Here is a 14,689-nt window from a genome sequence, read left to right as displayed (position 1 = left end):
CCGTGAGGTGCGACGGGGCTTGACGTGTCAGTCGGGGCGCTTACAGCGCGGCGACCTTCTTGGCCAGCGCCGACTTGCGGTTCGCGGCCTGGTTCTTGTGGATGACGCCCTTGGAGACGGCCTTGTCCAGCTTGACCTCGGCGACCTTGAGGGCGGCGACGGCCTTGTCCTTGTCGCCGGCGGTGATGGCCTCACGCACCTTGCGCACGTTGGTCTTCAGCTCCGACTTAACGGCAACGTTGCGCTGGCGGGCCTTCTCGTTGGTGCCGATACGCTTGATCTTCGACTTGATGTTTGCCACAGCGATCCTTCTCGATGGTGGTGAAATCTGGAAAACTTAGAGGGCTGGAGCGCGAGCCGCGCTCACACACGAACGATTATGCTACCAGCCTTGGCGGGTTTTCGCCTCCCGCACGACCGTGTCGAATCGCTTTCGGTCCAGGATAGCGCCCTCGCGGCGCACCGCTGCGGGGTCCACGCGCACCACCCGGTCGATCCGCACCTCGCTGGGCCGCCCTCGGCGGTCCCAGGCTCCCGTGCCGATGTCGACCCATCGCCGGCGCCCGCGCGGATCCCGTCCACCCTCGTGATCATGGTCCTTACTGGTGAGCATGAGACCCAGTAGCCAGCGACCGTCGCGCCCGATGAGCAGCACGGGACGGTCCTTGCCTTGCGAGTAGTCCTCCTCGAACGGCACCCAGGTCCACACCACTTCGCCGGGATCGGGCGCGCCGTCGAGGGACGGTGAGTATGAAATGGCTGGCGTGCCCGTGAAGTCCCCTGGGTAGGCCCCGGCGCGTCGAGGTCCGGCCGGTGGGGCGGGCCGACGGCCCTTGAGCGCGATGGCCACCACGAGGGCGACGACGGCGAGCACGCCAAAGACGAGTTCCATACCGTCAGGCTAGGGGCCGCGGCGCGCCGCGGAGAGCGTTACAGGCGTGAGGGGAGCAGCGGGACGTCCGCCGCCACGTCTATGGGGGACCGAGGCCCCACCGGTGGCGACGGGAAGCGGGGCGTCGTACGAGGGGTGACGGCCGCATCGGCCGATGCGGGGGCGCCGACGGCGCCAGGAATCTGCTCCGCGGGCGTGGGATGGCCAAACAGGAACCCCTGTGCGAGCTTCCATCCTTGGGCGAGGGCCTGGCGGTACTGCGCCTCGGTCTCGACGCCCTCGATGATGCCGTGCATGCCCAGGCTGTCGGCCAGGCTCGCCACGGCCGTGGAAATACGGTCGCCGGTGGAACGGTCGCCCAGGCGAAGCGTGAACTCTCGGGCGAGCTTCAGCCCGGTGACGGGGGAGCGCAGCACGCTCGACAGTGCCGAATAGCCCGTGCCGAAGTCATCGAGCAGCAGGTCGACGCCGAGATCCGCGAGGCCCTGGAGATCGGCAAGCGCCGCCTGCGTGGCGACGAGCATGCCGGACTCGGTAATTTCGAGCGCGAGGCGATCCGGCGCGATGGCGTGCCGAGCGATCGCGCGGGACACCACGCCGGTGAGGTCCGGCAGGCCAATCTGCCTCGTGGAGACGTTGACGAGCACCTTGCCGGTGAAGGACGGACGCGACGCGATGAAGCGGCAGGCCTCGTCGAGGACGAACTCGCCCAACGGAATGATGAGGTTCGCCTCCTCTCCCACCTCGATGAACGCATCGGGCAGCAGCAGGCCGCGCTGGGGGTGGCGCCACCGCACGAGCGCCTCGTACGCGACGGCGGCGCGGGTGCCCATGTCGACCACCGGCTGGTAGTGCACCTCGAGCTGGCCCTCGCGGAGGGCAACGCGCAGTTCCGACTCGATCGACAGACGCACGATGGCGTCGTCCCTGAACTCCTCGGAGAACACCTCGACACGGTCTCGACCGGCGGCCTTGGCCCGCGACATGGCGATGTCGGCGTCACGCACCAGGGTCTCGGCGGTGGTCCGCGGCGTGCCGACGGCGACGCCGGCGGACACGGTGGGTACGACCTCATGGGTGGCGATGAGCACGGGCTCGCGGAGCGCGGCGAGAAGGGCGTTCATGGTGCCCGTCGCGCCCTCTTCGTCCATGTCCTCGAGGATGACGACAAACTCGTCCCCGCCCAGGCGGGCCACGATGTCGCCCGGGCGCACGGTCGCCTGGATGCGGCGCGCGATCTCGACCAGCAGGAGGTCGCCCGCCTCGTGCCCCAGGGAGTCGTTCACGACCTTGAAGTGGTCGAGGTCGAGAAACACACACGCGGTGGACGCGGCGGAGCGCTGCAGGGCGACGGTCAGGCGGTCAATGAGCAGGGTGCGGTTGGCGAGGCCCGTGAGCAGGTCGTAATTGGAGTGGTGCTCCACGAGTTCACGAGCGCGGCGCACCTCCGTGAGGTCCTCGACATAGGCGACGACGTGACCGGCCGCGCCCGGCATGCGGGAGAGCGTGGTCTTCGTCCACAGCACGTCTCCCGACGCGTGAAGGCCACGCACCTGGATCTGCACGCGCTCGGAGGTGCCGCGGGCCACATGGGCGACCACCTGGCGAAACTGATCGCGGTCGTCGGGGTGGACCGCACCGGCAATGCCGGCGCCGGCGAGCAGGGCGGAGGTGCGTCCCATGAGCGTGGTGAGGGCAGGGTTCGCGTCCACCAACCGGCCGCTCGCATCGAGAATGGCCATCCCGATGGGCGAGTCGCGGAAGGTGCCGGTGAAGGCCTCGGCGTCGTGGTTCACGATCGCATCTCCCCAGGTTCCGGGCGGGGCGCCTCAGTGGCCCTGCCTCCACGGGGTCTATCGGCACGTTTATCCCACGCATGAGAATCACGTCACACGTGGGACAATGGTGCGTCCCACCCGCACCCCAGACGAGGAACGCTCTTCACCGTGTCACCTGCTGCGTCATCCGCGACCCGCATCGAGCCTGCGGCGACCGCCCCCGAGCTGATCCGCAACTTCTGCATCATCGCTCACATCGACCACGGCAAGTCGACCCTCGCCGACCGCATGCTGGGCATCACGGGGGTGCTCGAGGAGCGGCTGCAGAAGGCTCAGTACCTGGACCGCATGGACATCGAGCGCGAGCGCGGCATCACCATCAAGTCGCAGGCCGTGCGCATGCCGTGGGAGGTCGAGGGCACCCCGCACGCGCTGAACATGATCGACACCCCCGGCCACGTCGACTTCACCTACGAGGTGTCGCGGTCGCTGGCCGCGTGCGAGGGCGCGATCCTGCTGGTCGACGCGGCGCAGGGCATCGAGGCCCAGACGCTCGCCAACCTGTACCTGGCGATGGAGAACGACCTCACCATCATCCCGGTGCTCAACAAGATCGACCTGCCCTCGGCGGACCCCGAGCGCTACGCCGCGGAGCTCGCCCAGCTCATCGGCTGCGAGCCCGAGGACGTCCTGCGCGTGTCCGGCAAGACCGGCGCGGGTGTGCCCGAGCTGCTCGACCGTGTGGTGCGCGACATCCCGGCGCCCGTGGGCGACGCGGACGCCCCCACGCGCGCCATGATCTTCGACTCGGTGTACGACACCTACCGCGGCGTGGTGACCTACGTCCGCGTGGTCGACGGCAAGCTCAAGCCCCGGGAAAAGATCGCGATGATGTCTACTCTCGCGACCCACGACCTGCTTGAGATTGGCGTGATCAGCCCCGAGCCCCAGCCCACCAAGGGCCTGGGCGTGGGCGAGGTGGGCTACCTCATCACCGGAGTGAAGGACGTGCGCCTGTCGAAGGTGGGCGACACCGTCACCACGGCCGCGCGCCGTGCCGAGCAGTCGCTGGGCGGCTACCGCGACCCCAAGCCCATGGTCTACTCGGGACTCTTCCCGCTCGACGGCGCCGACTTCCCTGTGCTGCGCGACGCCCTCGACAAGCTGCAGCTGAACGATGCCGCACTCGTGTACGAGCCCGAGAGCTCGGTCGCGCTCGGGTTTGGCTTCCGCTGCGGCTACCTGGGCCTGCTGCACCTCGAGATCGTCCGCGACCGCCTGGAGCGCGAGTTTGGGCTCGAGCTCATCTCGACCGCGCCCAACGTGGTCTACGAGGTTCAGATGGAGGACGGCAAGATCCACACCGTCACCAACCCCTCGGAGTTCCCCGGCGGCAAGATCGCCGAGGTACGCGAGCCCGTCGTGAAGGCATCGATCCTGGTACCGAGCGAGTTCATCGGCACCGTGATGGAGCTGTGTCAGGAGCGCCGCGGCGTGATGGGCACCATGAACTACCTGTCGGAGACGCGCGTGGAGATGCACTACACGCTGCCGCTGGCCGAGGTGGTGTTCGATTTCTTCGACCAGCTCAAGTCCCGCACGCGCGGCTACGGCTCGCTCGACTACGAGCCCGACGGTGACCAGGCCGCCGACCTCGTGAAGGTCGACATCCTGCTGCAGGGCGAGACCGTCGACGCCTTTTCGGCCGTGGTCCACAAGGACGCCGCCTACAAGTACGGCGTGGGCATGGTGGGCAAGCTCAAGGACCTCATCGACCGTCAGCAGTTTGAGATCCCCGTGCAGGCCGCGATCGGCGCGCGCATCATCGCCCGCGAGACCATTCGTGCCATCCGCAAGGACGTCCTCGCCAAGTGCTACGGCGGCGACATCTCCCGTAAGCGCAAGCTGCTCGAGAAGCAGAAGGCCGGTAAGAAGCGCATGAAGAACATCGGCTCGGTCGAGGTGCCGCCCGAGGCCTTCATCGCGGCCCTGTCGACCTCCGACGACGGCTCGGACAAGGGCAAGAAGAAGTAGCGGTGACGGACACGGTGCGTACCGTGACCGCGCCGGAGCGTGACTTCGGCGTCTACATCCACGTGCCCTTCTGCGCCGTGCGGTGCGGCTACTGCGACTTCAATACGTATGCGCCGGGCGAGGCCGAGTTCTCCTCGCGCGACGACTACGTGGGCGCCGCGCTCGCGGAGATGTCGCAGGCTCGCAGCGCCATGGCGGGCGACGAGCGGCCGGCGCGCACCGTCTTCTTCGGCGGCGGCACTCCCACCATGCTCGACCCACGCGCGTTGGTCGCCATGCTCGACGGCGTGCGCGATACCTGGGGGCTGACGGCCGATGCCGAGGTCACCACGGAGGCCAACCCCGACTCGGTGACGCGAGAGTCGCTCGCCACGCTTGCCCAGGCCGGTTTCACCCGGGTGTCCTTCGGCATGCAATCCGCGGTGCCGCATGTCCTCGCGACGCTCGAACGCACGCATCGGCCCGAGAACGTGGGCCGCGCCGTGGCGTGGGCGCGCGAGGCGGGCCTCGCGGTGAGCCTCGACCTCATCTACGGCACGCCAGGGGAGTCGCTCGAGGACTGGCACGCGAGCCTCGACGCCGCGATCATGCTCGAGCCCGACCACATCAGCGCCTACGCGCTGGTCATCGAGCCCGGCACGCGCATGGGCAGGCAGTTGAAGCGCGGCGAGATCGAAGCGGTGGACCTCGACACGCAGGCGGATATGTACGAGGCGGCCGATGCACGCCTCGCCGAGGCGGGCTACGCCTGGTACGAGGTGTCCAACTGGGTGCGCGAGCCCGATCAGCGTTGCCGACACAACGTCGCGTACTGGACCAGCCAGGATTGGTGGGGCGTGGGCCCCGGGGCGCATAGCTACCTGAGCCCGCGTATCGGTCCCGAGGGAGACGCAAGAGGAGCCGAGCGCTGGTGGAACGTCAAGCTTCCCCGCGCCTACGCCGCGCGGCTTGCGGCGGGGGAGGACCCTGCGGCGGAACGCGAACCCCTCAGCGACGACGACCTGGCGCTCGAGTCCGTCATGTTGCGCCTGCGACTTGCCGACGGCATGCCGGTCGCGGACCTGCCCGAGCCGCGCACCGCGCAGATCGCGTCGCTCGTGGCTGACGGTGTGCTCGACGGCCGTGCCGCGATCGGCGGAACGCTTCGGCTCACACTGCGCGGCCGCCTGTTGGCCGATGCCGCGGTGCGGCTGCTTACTTAAGGAACGGGACCGCGAAGCGGATCGGGTAGTACTGACCCGCGTTGGCCTTGCTCGCCGCGATGAACGAGATCACGATCGAGTAGACCCAGTACGCGAAGTACAGCGGCAGGGTGAGGAAGATCCCCACTCCGAAGAGGGCGAGGCCCACGAGCATGGCGGCGAGGCCGCCCAGCAACACCGTGATCTGCAGGTTGAGCTGCTGCTTGCCGTGGAAGTCGACCAGGGCGCTGCGCTGGCGGAACATCAACCAGATGACCAACGGCGCCACGAAGCCGAGGAATCCTGCCGACAGCACCACCGCAATGGCGGCGATGAGGTGGATCAGGAACGAGTACTGGCGGGCCTCGGACTCGAGCATCGGCTCGACGGCAGGCTGGCCGTAGGCGGGAACACTGTTGTCGCTCATAGGGAAAGCCTGGCACGGTCAAGCCAGCCACGGCATCGGCCCCCTGATCGATTGGTGTCCCTGAGGATGTCAGGGTGCGCCGTCAGGGACGGTCGGGGGCTACTTGATCACGTCGATCGTGAAGGGGTAGCGGTACGCGACGCCGCGGTTGACGGTGACCGCCCCCTGGATGCCGAAGATGACGGCCACCACGAAGACCGCGGCAGAGACGATTCCCGACAGCCAGCCGATGAACGGGATGACACCCAGCACGCTCGCCGCGACGTACCCGAGGGTGACGAGGATGCCGAAGTTGAGGGCCTTCTTGCCTTCGGTGTCGGCAAACGACGACTGATCCTTGCCCACGAGCCAGAAGATCAGCGGGAACAGGAAGCCGGTGAAGACGCTGGCGTGGGCGAGCACCGCCATGAGATTCGCGTTGCCGGAGGCGTTGCTGGGAGAGTTGTCGGTCATGGCGATAAGCCTTGCACACACGTCGCCCCTCGTATCGGACCGGCCGATGCGAGGGGCGGGTGCCGTGTGGGGGCTACTTCACCAGGTCGAGCGTGAACGGGTAGCGGTACGAGCGGCCCTGCTGGGCGGCCTGGAAGCCCTGGATGCCGAAGATCAGCGCGACGACAAAGATCGCGAGGTTGATCAGCAGCGACAGCAGCCCGATGATCGGGATGAAGCCGATGATCGCGGAGATCACGTAGCCGATCGTGACGGTGATGCCGAAGTTCAGGGCAGTCTTGCCCTCGGAATCGGCGAACGAGGACTGGTCTTTGCCCACGAGCCAGAAGATCAGAGGCAACAAGAACCCCAGCGGCGTGGTGATGTGTGCCAGTGCAGGCATCAGGTTGGCGTTGGAACCCCCAGCGGAACCACCGGAGGGCTGCCCGTCGTGGGGCGGAGGCGGGGGAGGTGTGGTGCTGTCAGTCATGGCGTCTCACAACCTTGATCTCATAGGGATACGTCGCCGGCAAACCACCGCGCACCGCCCGAAAGCCCTGGATCCCCAGCGAAAGCGACACCACGACGACCGCCAACTGTGTCAATGTACCGACAAATCCGACCAGCGGCACGAAAACACGCACAAGGGTCGCCGAGGCGAACACCGCGAGCACCAGGGTGCCGAAGTTCGTGGCGGCCGCCGCCTGCGCCGCCGCCCACGCCGATCGTCGGCGCTGGGTGAGCCACACGAGCCATGGCACGAGCGGGCCGAGCACCGCACCCAGTTGAGCCCACGCGGCCGCGCCGGCGCCCTCGTTTCGCCGTGTCTGAGACATGCCCCACCTCCCGCGCTCACGCTACCTGTCGCACCCTCGCGTTAGGATTAGCACTCGAACCCTGCGAGTGCCAGTACGACCCACGGGAGGGATTGCATGAGCGAGGACCGCCGCCGCGCCGTCCTGCACGCGATCGTGGAGGGCTACGTCTCCACCTCGGAGCCCGTGGGATCGAAGGCGCTCGCATCGTCGCGGCACCTGGGTGTGAGCCCCGCGACCATCCGCAACGACATGGCGATCCTCGAAGAGGAGGGGCTCATCGCGCAGCCCCACACCTCCGCGGGGCGCATCCCCACCGATGCGGGCTATCGGTCGTTCGTGGACCACGTCGCCGCGCAGGCGCTCCAGGACCCGCACAAGCGCGCGATCCGCACGTTTCTGTCCGACGCCGTCGACCTCAACGACGTCGTCGAGCGGTCTGTGAGGCTGCTCAGCCAGCTCACCCGCCAGGTGGCCGTGGTGCAGTACCCGAGCCTCAGGGAGTCCGCGGTGCGCCGCGTCGAGCTGGTGCGCATCGGCACCGATCGTGCGCTGGTCGTGGTGGTCTCGGCCGACGCCCGCGTGGAACAGTCCACCGTCGCGCTCGGGATGGAACCCAGCGACGACGAGTTCGAGACCGTCGCGCGCGACCTGAACGAGGCGGCCGTGGGGCACACCCCGGCGCCGCTGATCGAGTCGCTTGCCCGCTGGGTGTCGCGCCCCGGCCAGGTGGTGTGGGCCGCGGGGGTGGCCGATGCGGTGGTGGCCGCCGCCAAGGGCGGCACCGTGCGCAGGGTCGTGTTCGCTGGCACGTCCAACCTGGCGAGGGCCAGCACGGACTTCGAATCCGACGCGATTGGCCCCATCCTCGACGCGCTCGAGGAACAAGTCGTGCTGCTCAGACTGTTGCATGAGATGACCGGCACCGGCCAAGACGTGGCCGTGCGCATCGGAGCCGAGACCAACACCGAGGCGCTGGCGCGCACCTCGATTGTCGCGGCGGGTTACGGCCCGACGGGAGAGTCGTCGTCGCTGCTGGGCGCCTTGGGCCCCACCCGTATGGACTACCCAGGGACGATGGCCGCCGTGCGTGCCGTCGCCCGCTATCTGTCGAGAGTCGTGGAGAACGAGTGAACGATTACTACGCCACCCTGGGGCTTTCCAGGGACGCCTCCGAGGCGGACATCAAGAAGGCCTACCGCAAGCTCGCACGCGAGCTGCACCCCGACGTCGCCGGTCCCGACGGCGAGGAGCGCTTCAAGGAGGTCGCAGCCGCCTACGAGGTGCTCGGCAACGCCGACAAGAAGGCACAGTACGACCGCGGCGTGGACCCGCGCGGTGGCCACGCAGGCGCGCAGGGAGGCCCCCAGGGCTTCGGCTTCGAGGACATCTTCGAGCAGTTCTTCGGCGGCGGCAGCCCGTTTGGCGGCCAGCAGCGTGGTCCCGCCTCGCGCACGCAGCGCGGCGGCGACACCCTGGTGCAGACCGCGGTCACCCTTAAGGAGGCCGTGTTCGGCGTCAGCCGCGAGGTCCAGGTCGACCTCGCCGACGTGTGCTCGACCTGCCACGGCTCGTGCTGCGCGCCGGGCACCCAGCCTCAGCAGTGCCGCCAGTGCAACGGCCAGGGCGTGGTGCAGCGGATGGCGCGCTCGCTCCTGGGCAACGTCATGACCACGTCTCCGTGCCCCGCGTGCGGCGGTTACGGCACCACCATCCCCTCGCCGTGTGGCGACTGCTCGGGACAGGGACGCACGCACTCGCGTCACACCATCAAGGTCGACATTCCCGCGGGCGTCGAGACCGGAACCCGGATCCGCCTCGCCGGCCGCGGCGACGCCGGCGTGGCTGGCGGTCAGAAGGGTGACCTCTACGTCGAGATCCGTGAAAAGCGCGACGAGGTATTCGAGCGCCGCGGAGACGACCTGCACTGCACGCTTGAGGTCCCCATGACCGCGGCCGCGCTGGGCGCGACCATGATGGTCGACACCTTCGACGGCGAGCAGCCGGTCGAGGTACGCCCGGGCACCCACGCGGGCTCGAGCGTCAAGCTCAAGGGGCTCGGCGTGGGCCGCCTCCAGCGCGCCGGGCGCGGCGACCTCATCGTCCAGCTCGATGTGCACACCCCCACCGACATCACCGACGAGCAGGCCGAACTGCTGCGCCAGCTCGCTGCCCTCCGCGGCGAGGAGATGCCCGAGGCGAACCTCGCACCCGTGGGCGGCGGCGTCTTCCACCGCCTGCGCGACGCCTTCAAGGGTCGCTGACCCGTGAGCGCGCCCGTCTTCGTCGATCCCCAGGCGGCCGATGCCGCGGTCGGCGACACGATCACGGTCACCGGGGCGGAGGCTCGCCACGCGGTGACGGTGCAAAGACGCGAGGTCGGAGAGGTCATCGACCTCATCGACGGCGATGGCCGACGGGTGCGCGGCGAGATTCTCGAGACCCAGCCGGCCGCGATGAGCGTGCGGGTGGGCGCCGTGGGGCGCGACGAGGACCCCGAAATCGTCCTGGTCCAGGCCCTCGCCAAGGGCGGCCGCGACGAGCAAGCGGTCGAGGCCTCGGTGGAACTGGGCGTCACCTCGGTGATCCCGTGGGCGTCGCAGCGCGCCATCGTGCAATGGCGCGGCCCCAAGGCAGACAAGGCGCGCCAGAAGTGGGTGGACCTGGTGCTCGCGGCGACCAAGCAGTCGCGACGGGCCCGCATCGCCGACGTCGAGGGTGTCGTGACCACCAAGGAACTCACGTGGCAGGTGCACCGCGCCGTCGCCGCGGGAGCCAGGGTGCTGGTCCTCCACGAGGACGCCTCGACCCCGCTCACGTCCCTCACCTGGGCCGCCGCCGACCAGCCGGTGTGGCTCATCGTGGGCCCCGAGGGCGGCATCGCGGATGACGAGATCGGCCTGCTTGCCGACGCCGGCGCGGAGCCCGTCCTGCTGGGCCCGCACGTCCTGCGCGCCTCGAGCGCGGGCCCGGCGGCCATCGCGGCGCTCGCGGCCTCGCGCGGCACCTGGGCCGATGGCTCCTTGCGCGGGGGCCTACGCTAGCCGTATGAGTGACGACTGCCTGTTCTGCCGGATTGTCGCGGGCGACATCCCCGCCGACAAGGTCCTCGAGAACGACCACGTGATCGCCTTCCGCGACATCGCACCCAAGGCGCCCACCCACGTGCTGGTGGTGCCGCGGCTGCACGTCCCCAACGTCGCGGAACTGGCCGCGACTGACGCTGCGCTGCTGGCCCACATGGCCGCCGCCGCGCAGCAGATTGCGGACCAGGAGTGCGACGGCGAGTTCCGCTGGATCTTCAACACCGGCGCCAAGGCCGGCCAGAGCGTGTTCCACGTCCACGGCCACGTCTTGGGCGGCGGCGAGCTCGGATGGGAGCCTGCGTGAGCACACGACAGGTCGTCATCGTCGAGGATGCGGACCGCATGCAGGAGCTGATGGGCTCCGGCGACGCCGTGATGAGGGAAATCGAGCGGGCCTTCCCCTCCGTCCAGATCCTGGTGCGCGGCAACGAGATCACCTTTTCGGGTGACGAGGCGGACGTCGCCGCGGCCGCGGGCGCGGTGGATGAACTGCGCTCCGTCATGGCCGCCGGCGTGCCCCTGACCCCGCAGGTCGCGCGCGAGAGCGTGCGCATGCTCGCGGGCGCGCGCGGCGTGGTGACCGCAGCGGCGGGCGCGGTGGGCCGGGAGCCGGCCGACGCATCGGCCCGTCCCGTGTCGGTGCTCAGCCGCTCGATCCTGTCCACGCGCGGCCGCACCATCCGGCCCAAGACCGAGGGCCAGGCCGCCTACGTGGAGGCGATCGAGAGCCACACCATCACGTTCGGCATCGGCCCCGCGGGCACCGGCAAGACCTATCTCGCGATGGCCCAGGCCGTCGCCGCGTTGCAGGCCAAGAAGGTCAACCGCATCGTGCTGACCCGCCCCGCGGTCGAGGCAGGCGAACGGCTCGGGTTCCTGCCCGGCGGCCTCAACGAGAAGATCGACCCCTACCTGCGGCCGCTGTACGACGCACTGCACGACATGGTGGATCCCGAGTCGATCCCGCGCCTCATGGAGGCCGGCACCATCGAAGTGGCGCCGCTCGCGTACATGCGTGGGCGCACGCTCAATGACGCGTTCATCATCCTCGACGAGGCACAGAACACCACCCAGGAACAGATGAAGATGTTCCTCACACGTCTGGGGTTCGGCTCGACGATGGTGGTCACGGGCGACGTCACTCAAGTGGACCTGCCGGGCGGGACGCGCTCGGGCCTCAGGGCCTCGCGCGAGATCCTCGAGGGCATCGAGGACATTGCCATCTGCGAGCTGTCCGCCCAAGACGTGGTGCGCCACCGCCTGGTCTCGGACATCATCACCGCCTACGCCAAGGCCGACGAGTCGCGCGCCCCGCGCGGCGGCGGCCAGCAGCGCCGCTTCAAGGAGGAGCGCTCATGATCGACGTCAACAACGAGACCGACATCGACGTCGACGAGATCGAATTCTCCGAGCTCGCCACGTACGTGCTGCGTGAGATGCACGTCGCGGACGGCGCAGAGCTGTCGATCATCTTCGTCGACGAGCCAGCCATGGAGCAGCTGCACATTCAGTGGATGGACGAGCCCGGCCCCACCGACGTCCTGAGCTTCCCCATGGACGAGCTGCGCCCCGGCACCGCCGACGAGCCCACGCCCGCCGGGCTGCTGGGGGACATCGTGGTGTGCCCCACGGTCGCGGCGCGCCAGGCCCAGACCGCGGGCCACACCCCCGAGGAGGAGATGCTGCTGCTCACCACACACGGCATCCTCCACCTGCTCGGCTACGACCACGCCGAGCCCGAGGAGGAGAAGGAGATGTTCGCGCTGCAGCGCAAGCTCCTGCTGACGTTCCTCGCCGGGCGCGGATAGGGGGCCCGTGACAGGGACGCAGCTGCTCGTCCTCGCGCTCATCGCCGGGACGAGCCTGGTGGGAGCGGCGATCCTGCACGCCGTGGTCGCGGCGTTCGAGCAACTCCCACACGCGCAGGAGCGCGAGCTCGCCCAGGGGAGGCGCCCCGACGGGCGACCCACGGCATCGGCCCGCCTGGCCGCCGCGGCCGCCCAGACCGACGCCGCCACCTCCGTCGCGTACGCGACGTTCGAGGCGGTGGGCCTGGTGGGCGTCACCTTGATCGTGGCTGATCTCGTGGCGCCGATGCGGTGGTCGGTTTTTGTCGTCGCCCTCCTGGCCGCGGCGATCGCGGCATTCCTGTCGCTCGTGCTGGTGCGCGCGCTGCCGCGCCAGATCGGGCGCGGCCAACCCCTGGGGACCGTGCGCGTGCTCGCGCCGCTCGCGTGGCTGTCCATTCGTCTCACCACGCCGGTGCGCCACGTGGTGCCCGCACTGCAGGCGCCGCCCCTGGCCGAGCCCGAGGACCTCGTCGAGCAGGCCCAGGACGCGCTTGAAGAGGAGGACGCGGAGCTGCTGCGCTCCGTCGTCTCGCTCGGCGACACCCTCACGCGCGAGGTGATGGTGCCACGCACCGACATGATCACCATCGCGGCCGGCACCCCCGCGCGCAAGGCGATGGTGCTGTTCCTGCGCTCGGGATTCTCGCGCGTGCCCGTGATCGGCGACGGCGTCGACGACACCGTGGGTGTGATCTACCTCAAAGACGTCGTGGAGCGCACCTGGGATGACTCGCGCGGCTTGGAGTTACCGGTCGACGATTTCATGCGCGAGCCAGAGTTCGTGCCCGAGTCCGTGCCGGTGGACGACCTGCTGCGACGTATGCAGTCCGAGGTGTTCCACATGGCGATCGTCGTCGACGAGTACGGCGGCGTGGCCGGACTCGTGACGATCGAGGACGCTCTCGAGGAGATTGTGGGCGAGGTGGTCGACGAGCACGACCGCCTGGCGCCCGACGTCGAGTCTCTGGGTGAGGGGCGATTCCGCGTCCCGGCGCGGTTCCCGCTCGACGAGTTGGGCGAGCTGTTCGAGCTCGAGATCGACGACGATGACGTCGAGACCGCCGCGGGGCTGTTGGCGAAGGCCATTGGCAAGGTGCCGATTCGCGGCGCACGGGGCACCATTCATGGAGTAACGCTCACGGCCGACAGGGTCGAGGGCAGGCGGCGACGGCTCACCTCGGTGATCGTCGAGGCCGCACCGAAGGAGGACGAGGATGACTGACACCGTGACGCACCGCAGCGGATTCGCATGTTTTGTGGGCCGGCCCAATGTGGGCAAGTCGACGCTGATGAACGCCCTGGTGGGGGAAAAGGTCGCGATCATGTCGTCCCGGCCCCAGACCACGCGGCGCGCGATTCGCGGCGTGCTGACCCGAGAGGACGCTCAACTGGTCGTGGTCGACACGCCGGGGCTTCACCGCCCCCGCACGTTGCTGGGCGAACGCCTCAACGACCTGGTGCGCGAGACTTTCGCGGAGGTCGACGTGATCGGATTTTGCCTCCCCGCCGACGAGAAGGTGGGGCCGGGCGACAAATGGATCGCCCGCGAGCTGGCCGATGCCAAGGCTCCCGTCGTCGCCATCGTCACCAAGGTCGACGCGGTGTCGCGCGAGCGCGTTGCGGAGCATCTCTTGGCCGTGTCTCAGCTGGGGGAGTGGGCGGACATCGTGCCCGTGTCCTCGGTCAAGGACATCCAGATCGACACCCTGGTCGACGTGCTCGTCCAGCACCTGCCTGCGGGGCCGGCGCTGTATCCCGAGGGTCACGTCACGGATGAGCCCGAGGACGTGCGCATTGCGGAGCTCATCCGCGAGGCCGCGCTCGAGGGAGTGCGCGACGAGCTGCCCCACTCGATCGCCGTGGTGATCGAGGAGATGGTGGAGCCGGGCTCCGAGGACGCGCACCGCGACGTGTTGGAGATTCGTGCGCACCTGTTCGTGGAGCGCGAGTCCCAAAAGGGCATCATCATCGGCCGCGGGGGATCGCGCCTCAAGGAGGTCGGGGCGACCGCGCGCGCCGGCATCGAGCGCCTGCTTGGGCGGCGTGTGTACTTGGACCTGCACGTCAAGGTGGCGAAGGACTGGCAGCGGGACCCTAAGCAGCTGGGGCGCCTGGGGTTCTAGCCGCCGCCTCGCGGCGGCATGGTGACTGACGCATCGGCCGTCCGCTATGGTGAATCTATGCGTGCACGCTC

17 protein-coding genes are annotated in these 14,689 nt (G+C 69.1%); 10 read left to right on the top strand and 7 right to left on the bottom strand.

Annotated elements, in window-relative coordinates:
* Window positions 1–40: 40 nt before the first annotated feature.
* The 3 genes from rpsT to B7K20_RS08715 all read right to left on the bottom strand — a co-directional run bounded on the left by rpsT (window position 41) and on the right by B7K20_RS08715 (window position 2,688).
* The gene (gene rpsT, locus B7K20_RS08725) at window positions 41–301 is read right to left on the bottom strand and encodes a 30S ribosomal protein S20 (protein WP_084077945.1); all 261 of its coding nucleotides are present in this window, start codon (window positions 299–301) and stop codon (window positions 41–43) included.
* A gap of 81 nt (window positions 302–382) precedes the next feature.
* Window positions 383–892, bottom strand: coding sequence for a type II toxin-antitoxin system PemK/MazF family toxin (locus B7K20_RS08720; protein WP_084102139.1), 510 nt, complete (start codon window positions 890–892; stop codon window positions 383–385).
* 38 nt (window positions 893–930) lie between these two features.
* On the bottom strand, window positions 931–2,688 hold the full coding sequence (locus tag B7K20_RS08715) for an EAL domain-containing protein (RefSeq protein ID WP_084102138.1): 1,758 nt from the start codon (window positions 2,686–2,688) through the stop codon (window positions 931–933).
* A gap of 150 nt (window positions 2,689–2,838) precedes the next feature.
* Between B7K20_RS08715 and lepA the strand changes: the two genes are divergently transcribed.
* Both lepA and hemW read left to right on the top strand, forming a co-directional pair.
* A complete protein-coding gene (gene lepA / locus B7K20_RS08710; protein ID WP_084102137.1) occupies window positions 2,839–4,704 on the top strand; it encodes a translation elongation factor 4 in 1,866 nt (621 codons plus the stop codon).
* A 2-nt stretch (window positions 4,705–4,706) separates the two neighbouring features.
* Window positions 4,707–5,906 carry a radical SAM family heme chaperone HemW gene (gene hemW, locus B7K20_RS08705; protein WP_084102136.1) on the top strand — a complete coding sequence of 400 codons (1,200 nt, stop codon included), beginning with the start codon at window positions 4,707–4,709 and terminating at the stop codon, window positions 5,904–5,906.
* Here hemW and B7K20_RS08700 read toward each other — a convergent pair.
* From B7K20_RS08700 to B7K20_RS08685, 4 genes are all read right to left on the bottom strand, one after another.
* Complete coding sequence (locus B7K20_RS08700) at window positions 5,899–6,312, bottom strand: DUF4870 domain-containing protein (protein ID WP_084102135.1); 414 nt, start codon at window positions 6,310–6,312, stop codon at window positions 5,899–5,901. The two genes, hemW and B7K20_RS08700, sit on opposite strands and share 8 nt — an antisense overlap.
* Window positions 6,313–6,411: 99 nt before the next feature.
* Window positions 6,412–6,765, bottom strand: coding sequence for a DUF4870 domain-containing protein (locus B7K20_RS08695; protein ID WP_084102134.1), 354 nt, complete (start codon window positions 6,763–6,765; stop codon window positions 6,412–6,414).
* Window positions 6,766–6,838: 73 nt separating this feature from the next.
* Window positions 6,839–7,147: a DUF4870 domain-containing protein gene (locus tag B7K20_RS08690; RefSeq protein ID WP_159449370.1), complete on the bottom strand. Its 309-nt coding sequence runs from the start codon at window positions 7,145–7,147 to the stop codon at window positions 6,839–6,841.
* 79 nt (window positions 7,148–7,226) lie between these two features.
* Complete coding sequence (locus B7K20_RS08685) at window positions 7,227–7,520, bottom strand: DUF4870 domain-containing protein (RefSeq protein WP_159449369.1); 294 nt, start codon at window positions 7,518–7,520, stop codon at window positions 7,227–7,229.
* Window positions 7,521–7,676: 156 nt separating this feature from the next.
* On the opposite strand from B7K20_RS08685, the gene hrcA reads away from it, so the two are divergent.
* From hrcA to era, 8 genes are read left to right on the top strand one after another with little or no spacing between them, the layout of a single operon-like run.
* Window positions 7,677–8,693, top strand: a complete 1,017-nt coding sequence (gene hrcA, locus B7K20_RS08680; RefSeq protein WP_084102131.1) for a heat-inducible transcriptional repressor HrcA — start codon at window positions 7,677–7,679, stop codon at window positions 8,691–8,693.
* Window positions 8,690–9,823: a molecular chaperone DnaJ gene (dnaJ, locus tag B7K20_RS08675; RefSeq protein ID WP_084102130.1), complete on the top strand. Its 1,134-nt coding sequence runs from the start codon at window positions 8,690–8,692 to the stop codon at window positions 9,821–9,823. Before hrcA ends, dnaJ begins: the two co-directional genes overlap by 4 nt.
* Before the next feature lie 3 nt (window positions 9,824–9,826).
* Window positions 9,827–10,603, top strand: coding sequence for a 16S rRNA (uracil(1498)-N(3))-methyltransferase (locus tag B7K20_RS08670; RefSeq protein WP_084102129.1), 777 nt, complete (start codon window positions 9,827–9,829; stop codon window positions 10,601–10,603).
* Window positions 10,604–10,607: 4 nt separating this feature from the next.
* On the top strand, window positions 10,608–10,949 hold the full coding sequence (locus tag B7K20_RS08665; RefSeq protein ID WP_084102128.1) for an HIT domain-containing protein: 342 nt from the start codon (window positions 10,608–10,610) through the stop codon (window positions 10,947–10,949).
* Window positions 10,934–12,004 (top strand): PhoH family protein, encoded by a 1,071-nt coding sequence (locus B7K20_RS08660; protein ID WP_200809055.1) that lies wholly within the window; start codon window positions 10,934–10,936, stop codon window positions 12,002–12,004. Before B7K20_RS08665 ends, B7K20_RS08660 begins: the two co-directional genes overlap by 16 nt.
* A complete protein-coding gene (gene ybeY, locus B7K20_RS08655; RefSeq protein WP_084102127.1) occupies window positions 12,001–12,453 on the top strand; it encodes an rRNA maturation RNase YbeY in 453 nt (150 codons plus the stop codon). The genes B7K20_RS08660 and ybeY overlap by 4 nt, the downstream gene beginning before the upstream one ends.
* 7 nt (window positions 12,454–12,460) lie before the next feature.
* Window positions 12,461–13,717, top strand: coding sequence for a hemolysin family protein (locus B7K20_RS08650; RefSeq protein ID WP_084102126.1), 1,257 nt, complete (start codon window positions 12,461–12,463; stop codon window positions 13,715–13,717).
* Window positions 13,710–14,618, top strand: coding sequence for a GTPase Era (era, locus tag B7K20_RS08645; RefSeq protein WP_084102125.1), 909 nt, complete (start codon window positions 13,710–13,712; stop codon window positions 14,616–14,618). Before B7K20_RS08650 ends, era begins: the two co-directional genes overlap by 8 nt.
* Window positions 14,619–14,689 lie beyond the last annotated feature (71 nt).

It is taken from the genome of Demequina sp. NBRC 110051 (assembly GCF_002090055.1).
Classification (GTDB): domain Bacteria; phylum Actinomycetota; class Actinomycetes; order Actinomycetales; family Demequinaceae; genus Demequina.
The sequence above is the reverse complement of the archived record's forward strand: the minus strand, read 5'-3'. Positions and strand labels throughout refer to the sequence as shown.

Bases quoted from the DNA above. Each gene is read 5' to 3' on its own strand.
- B7K20_RS08720 (WP_084102139.1), bottom strand. From the start codon at position 892: ATGGAACTCGTCTTTGGCGTGCTCGCCGTCGTCGCCCTCGTGGTGGCC.
- B7K20_RS08700 (WP_084102135.1), bottom strand. From the start codon at position 6,312: ATGAGCGACAACAGTGTTCCCGCCTACGGCCAGCCTGCCGTCGAGCCG.
- B7K20_RS08695 (WP_084102134.1), bottom strand. From the start codon at position 6,765: ATGACCGACAACTCTCCCAGCAACGCCTCCGGCAACGCGAATCTCATG.
- B7K20_RS08690 (WP_159449370.1), bottom strand. From the start codon at position 7,147: ATGCCTGCACTGGCACACATCACCACGCCGCTGGGGTTCTTGTTGCCT.
- hrcA (WP_084102131.1), top strand. From the start codon at position 7,677: ATGAGCGAGGACCGCCGCCGCGCCGTCCTGCACGCGATCGTGGAGGGC.
- B7K20_RS08665 (WP_084102128.1), top strand. From the start codon at position 10,608: ATGAGTGACGACTGCCTGTTCTGCCGGATTGTCGCGGGCGACATCCCC.
- B7K20_RS08660 (WP_200809055.1), top strand. From the start codon at position 10,934: ATGGGAGCCTGCGTGAGCACACGACAGGTCGTCATCGTCGAGGATGCG.
- ybeY (WP_084102127.1), top strand. From the start codon at position 12,001: ATGATCGACGTCAACAACGAGACCGACATCGACGTCGACGAGATCGAA.
- era (WP_084102125.1), top strand. From the start codon at position 13,710: ATGACTGACACCGTGACGCACCGCAGCGGATTCGCATGTTTTGTGGGC.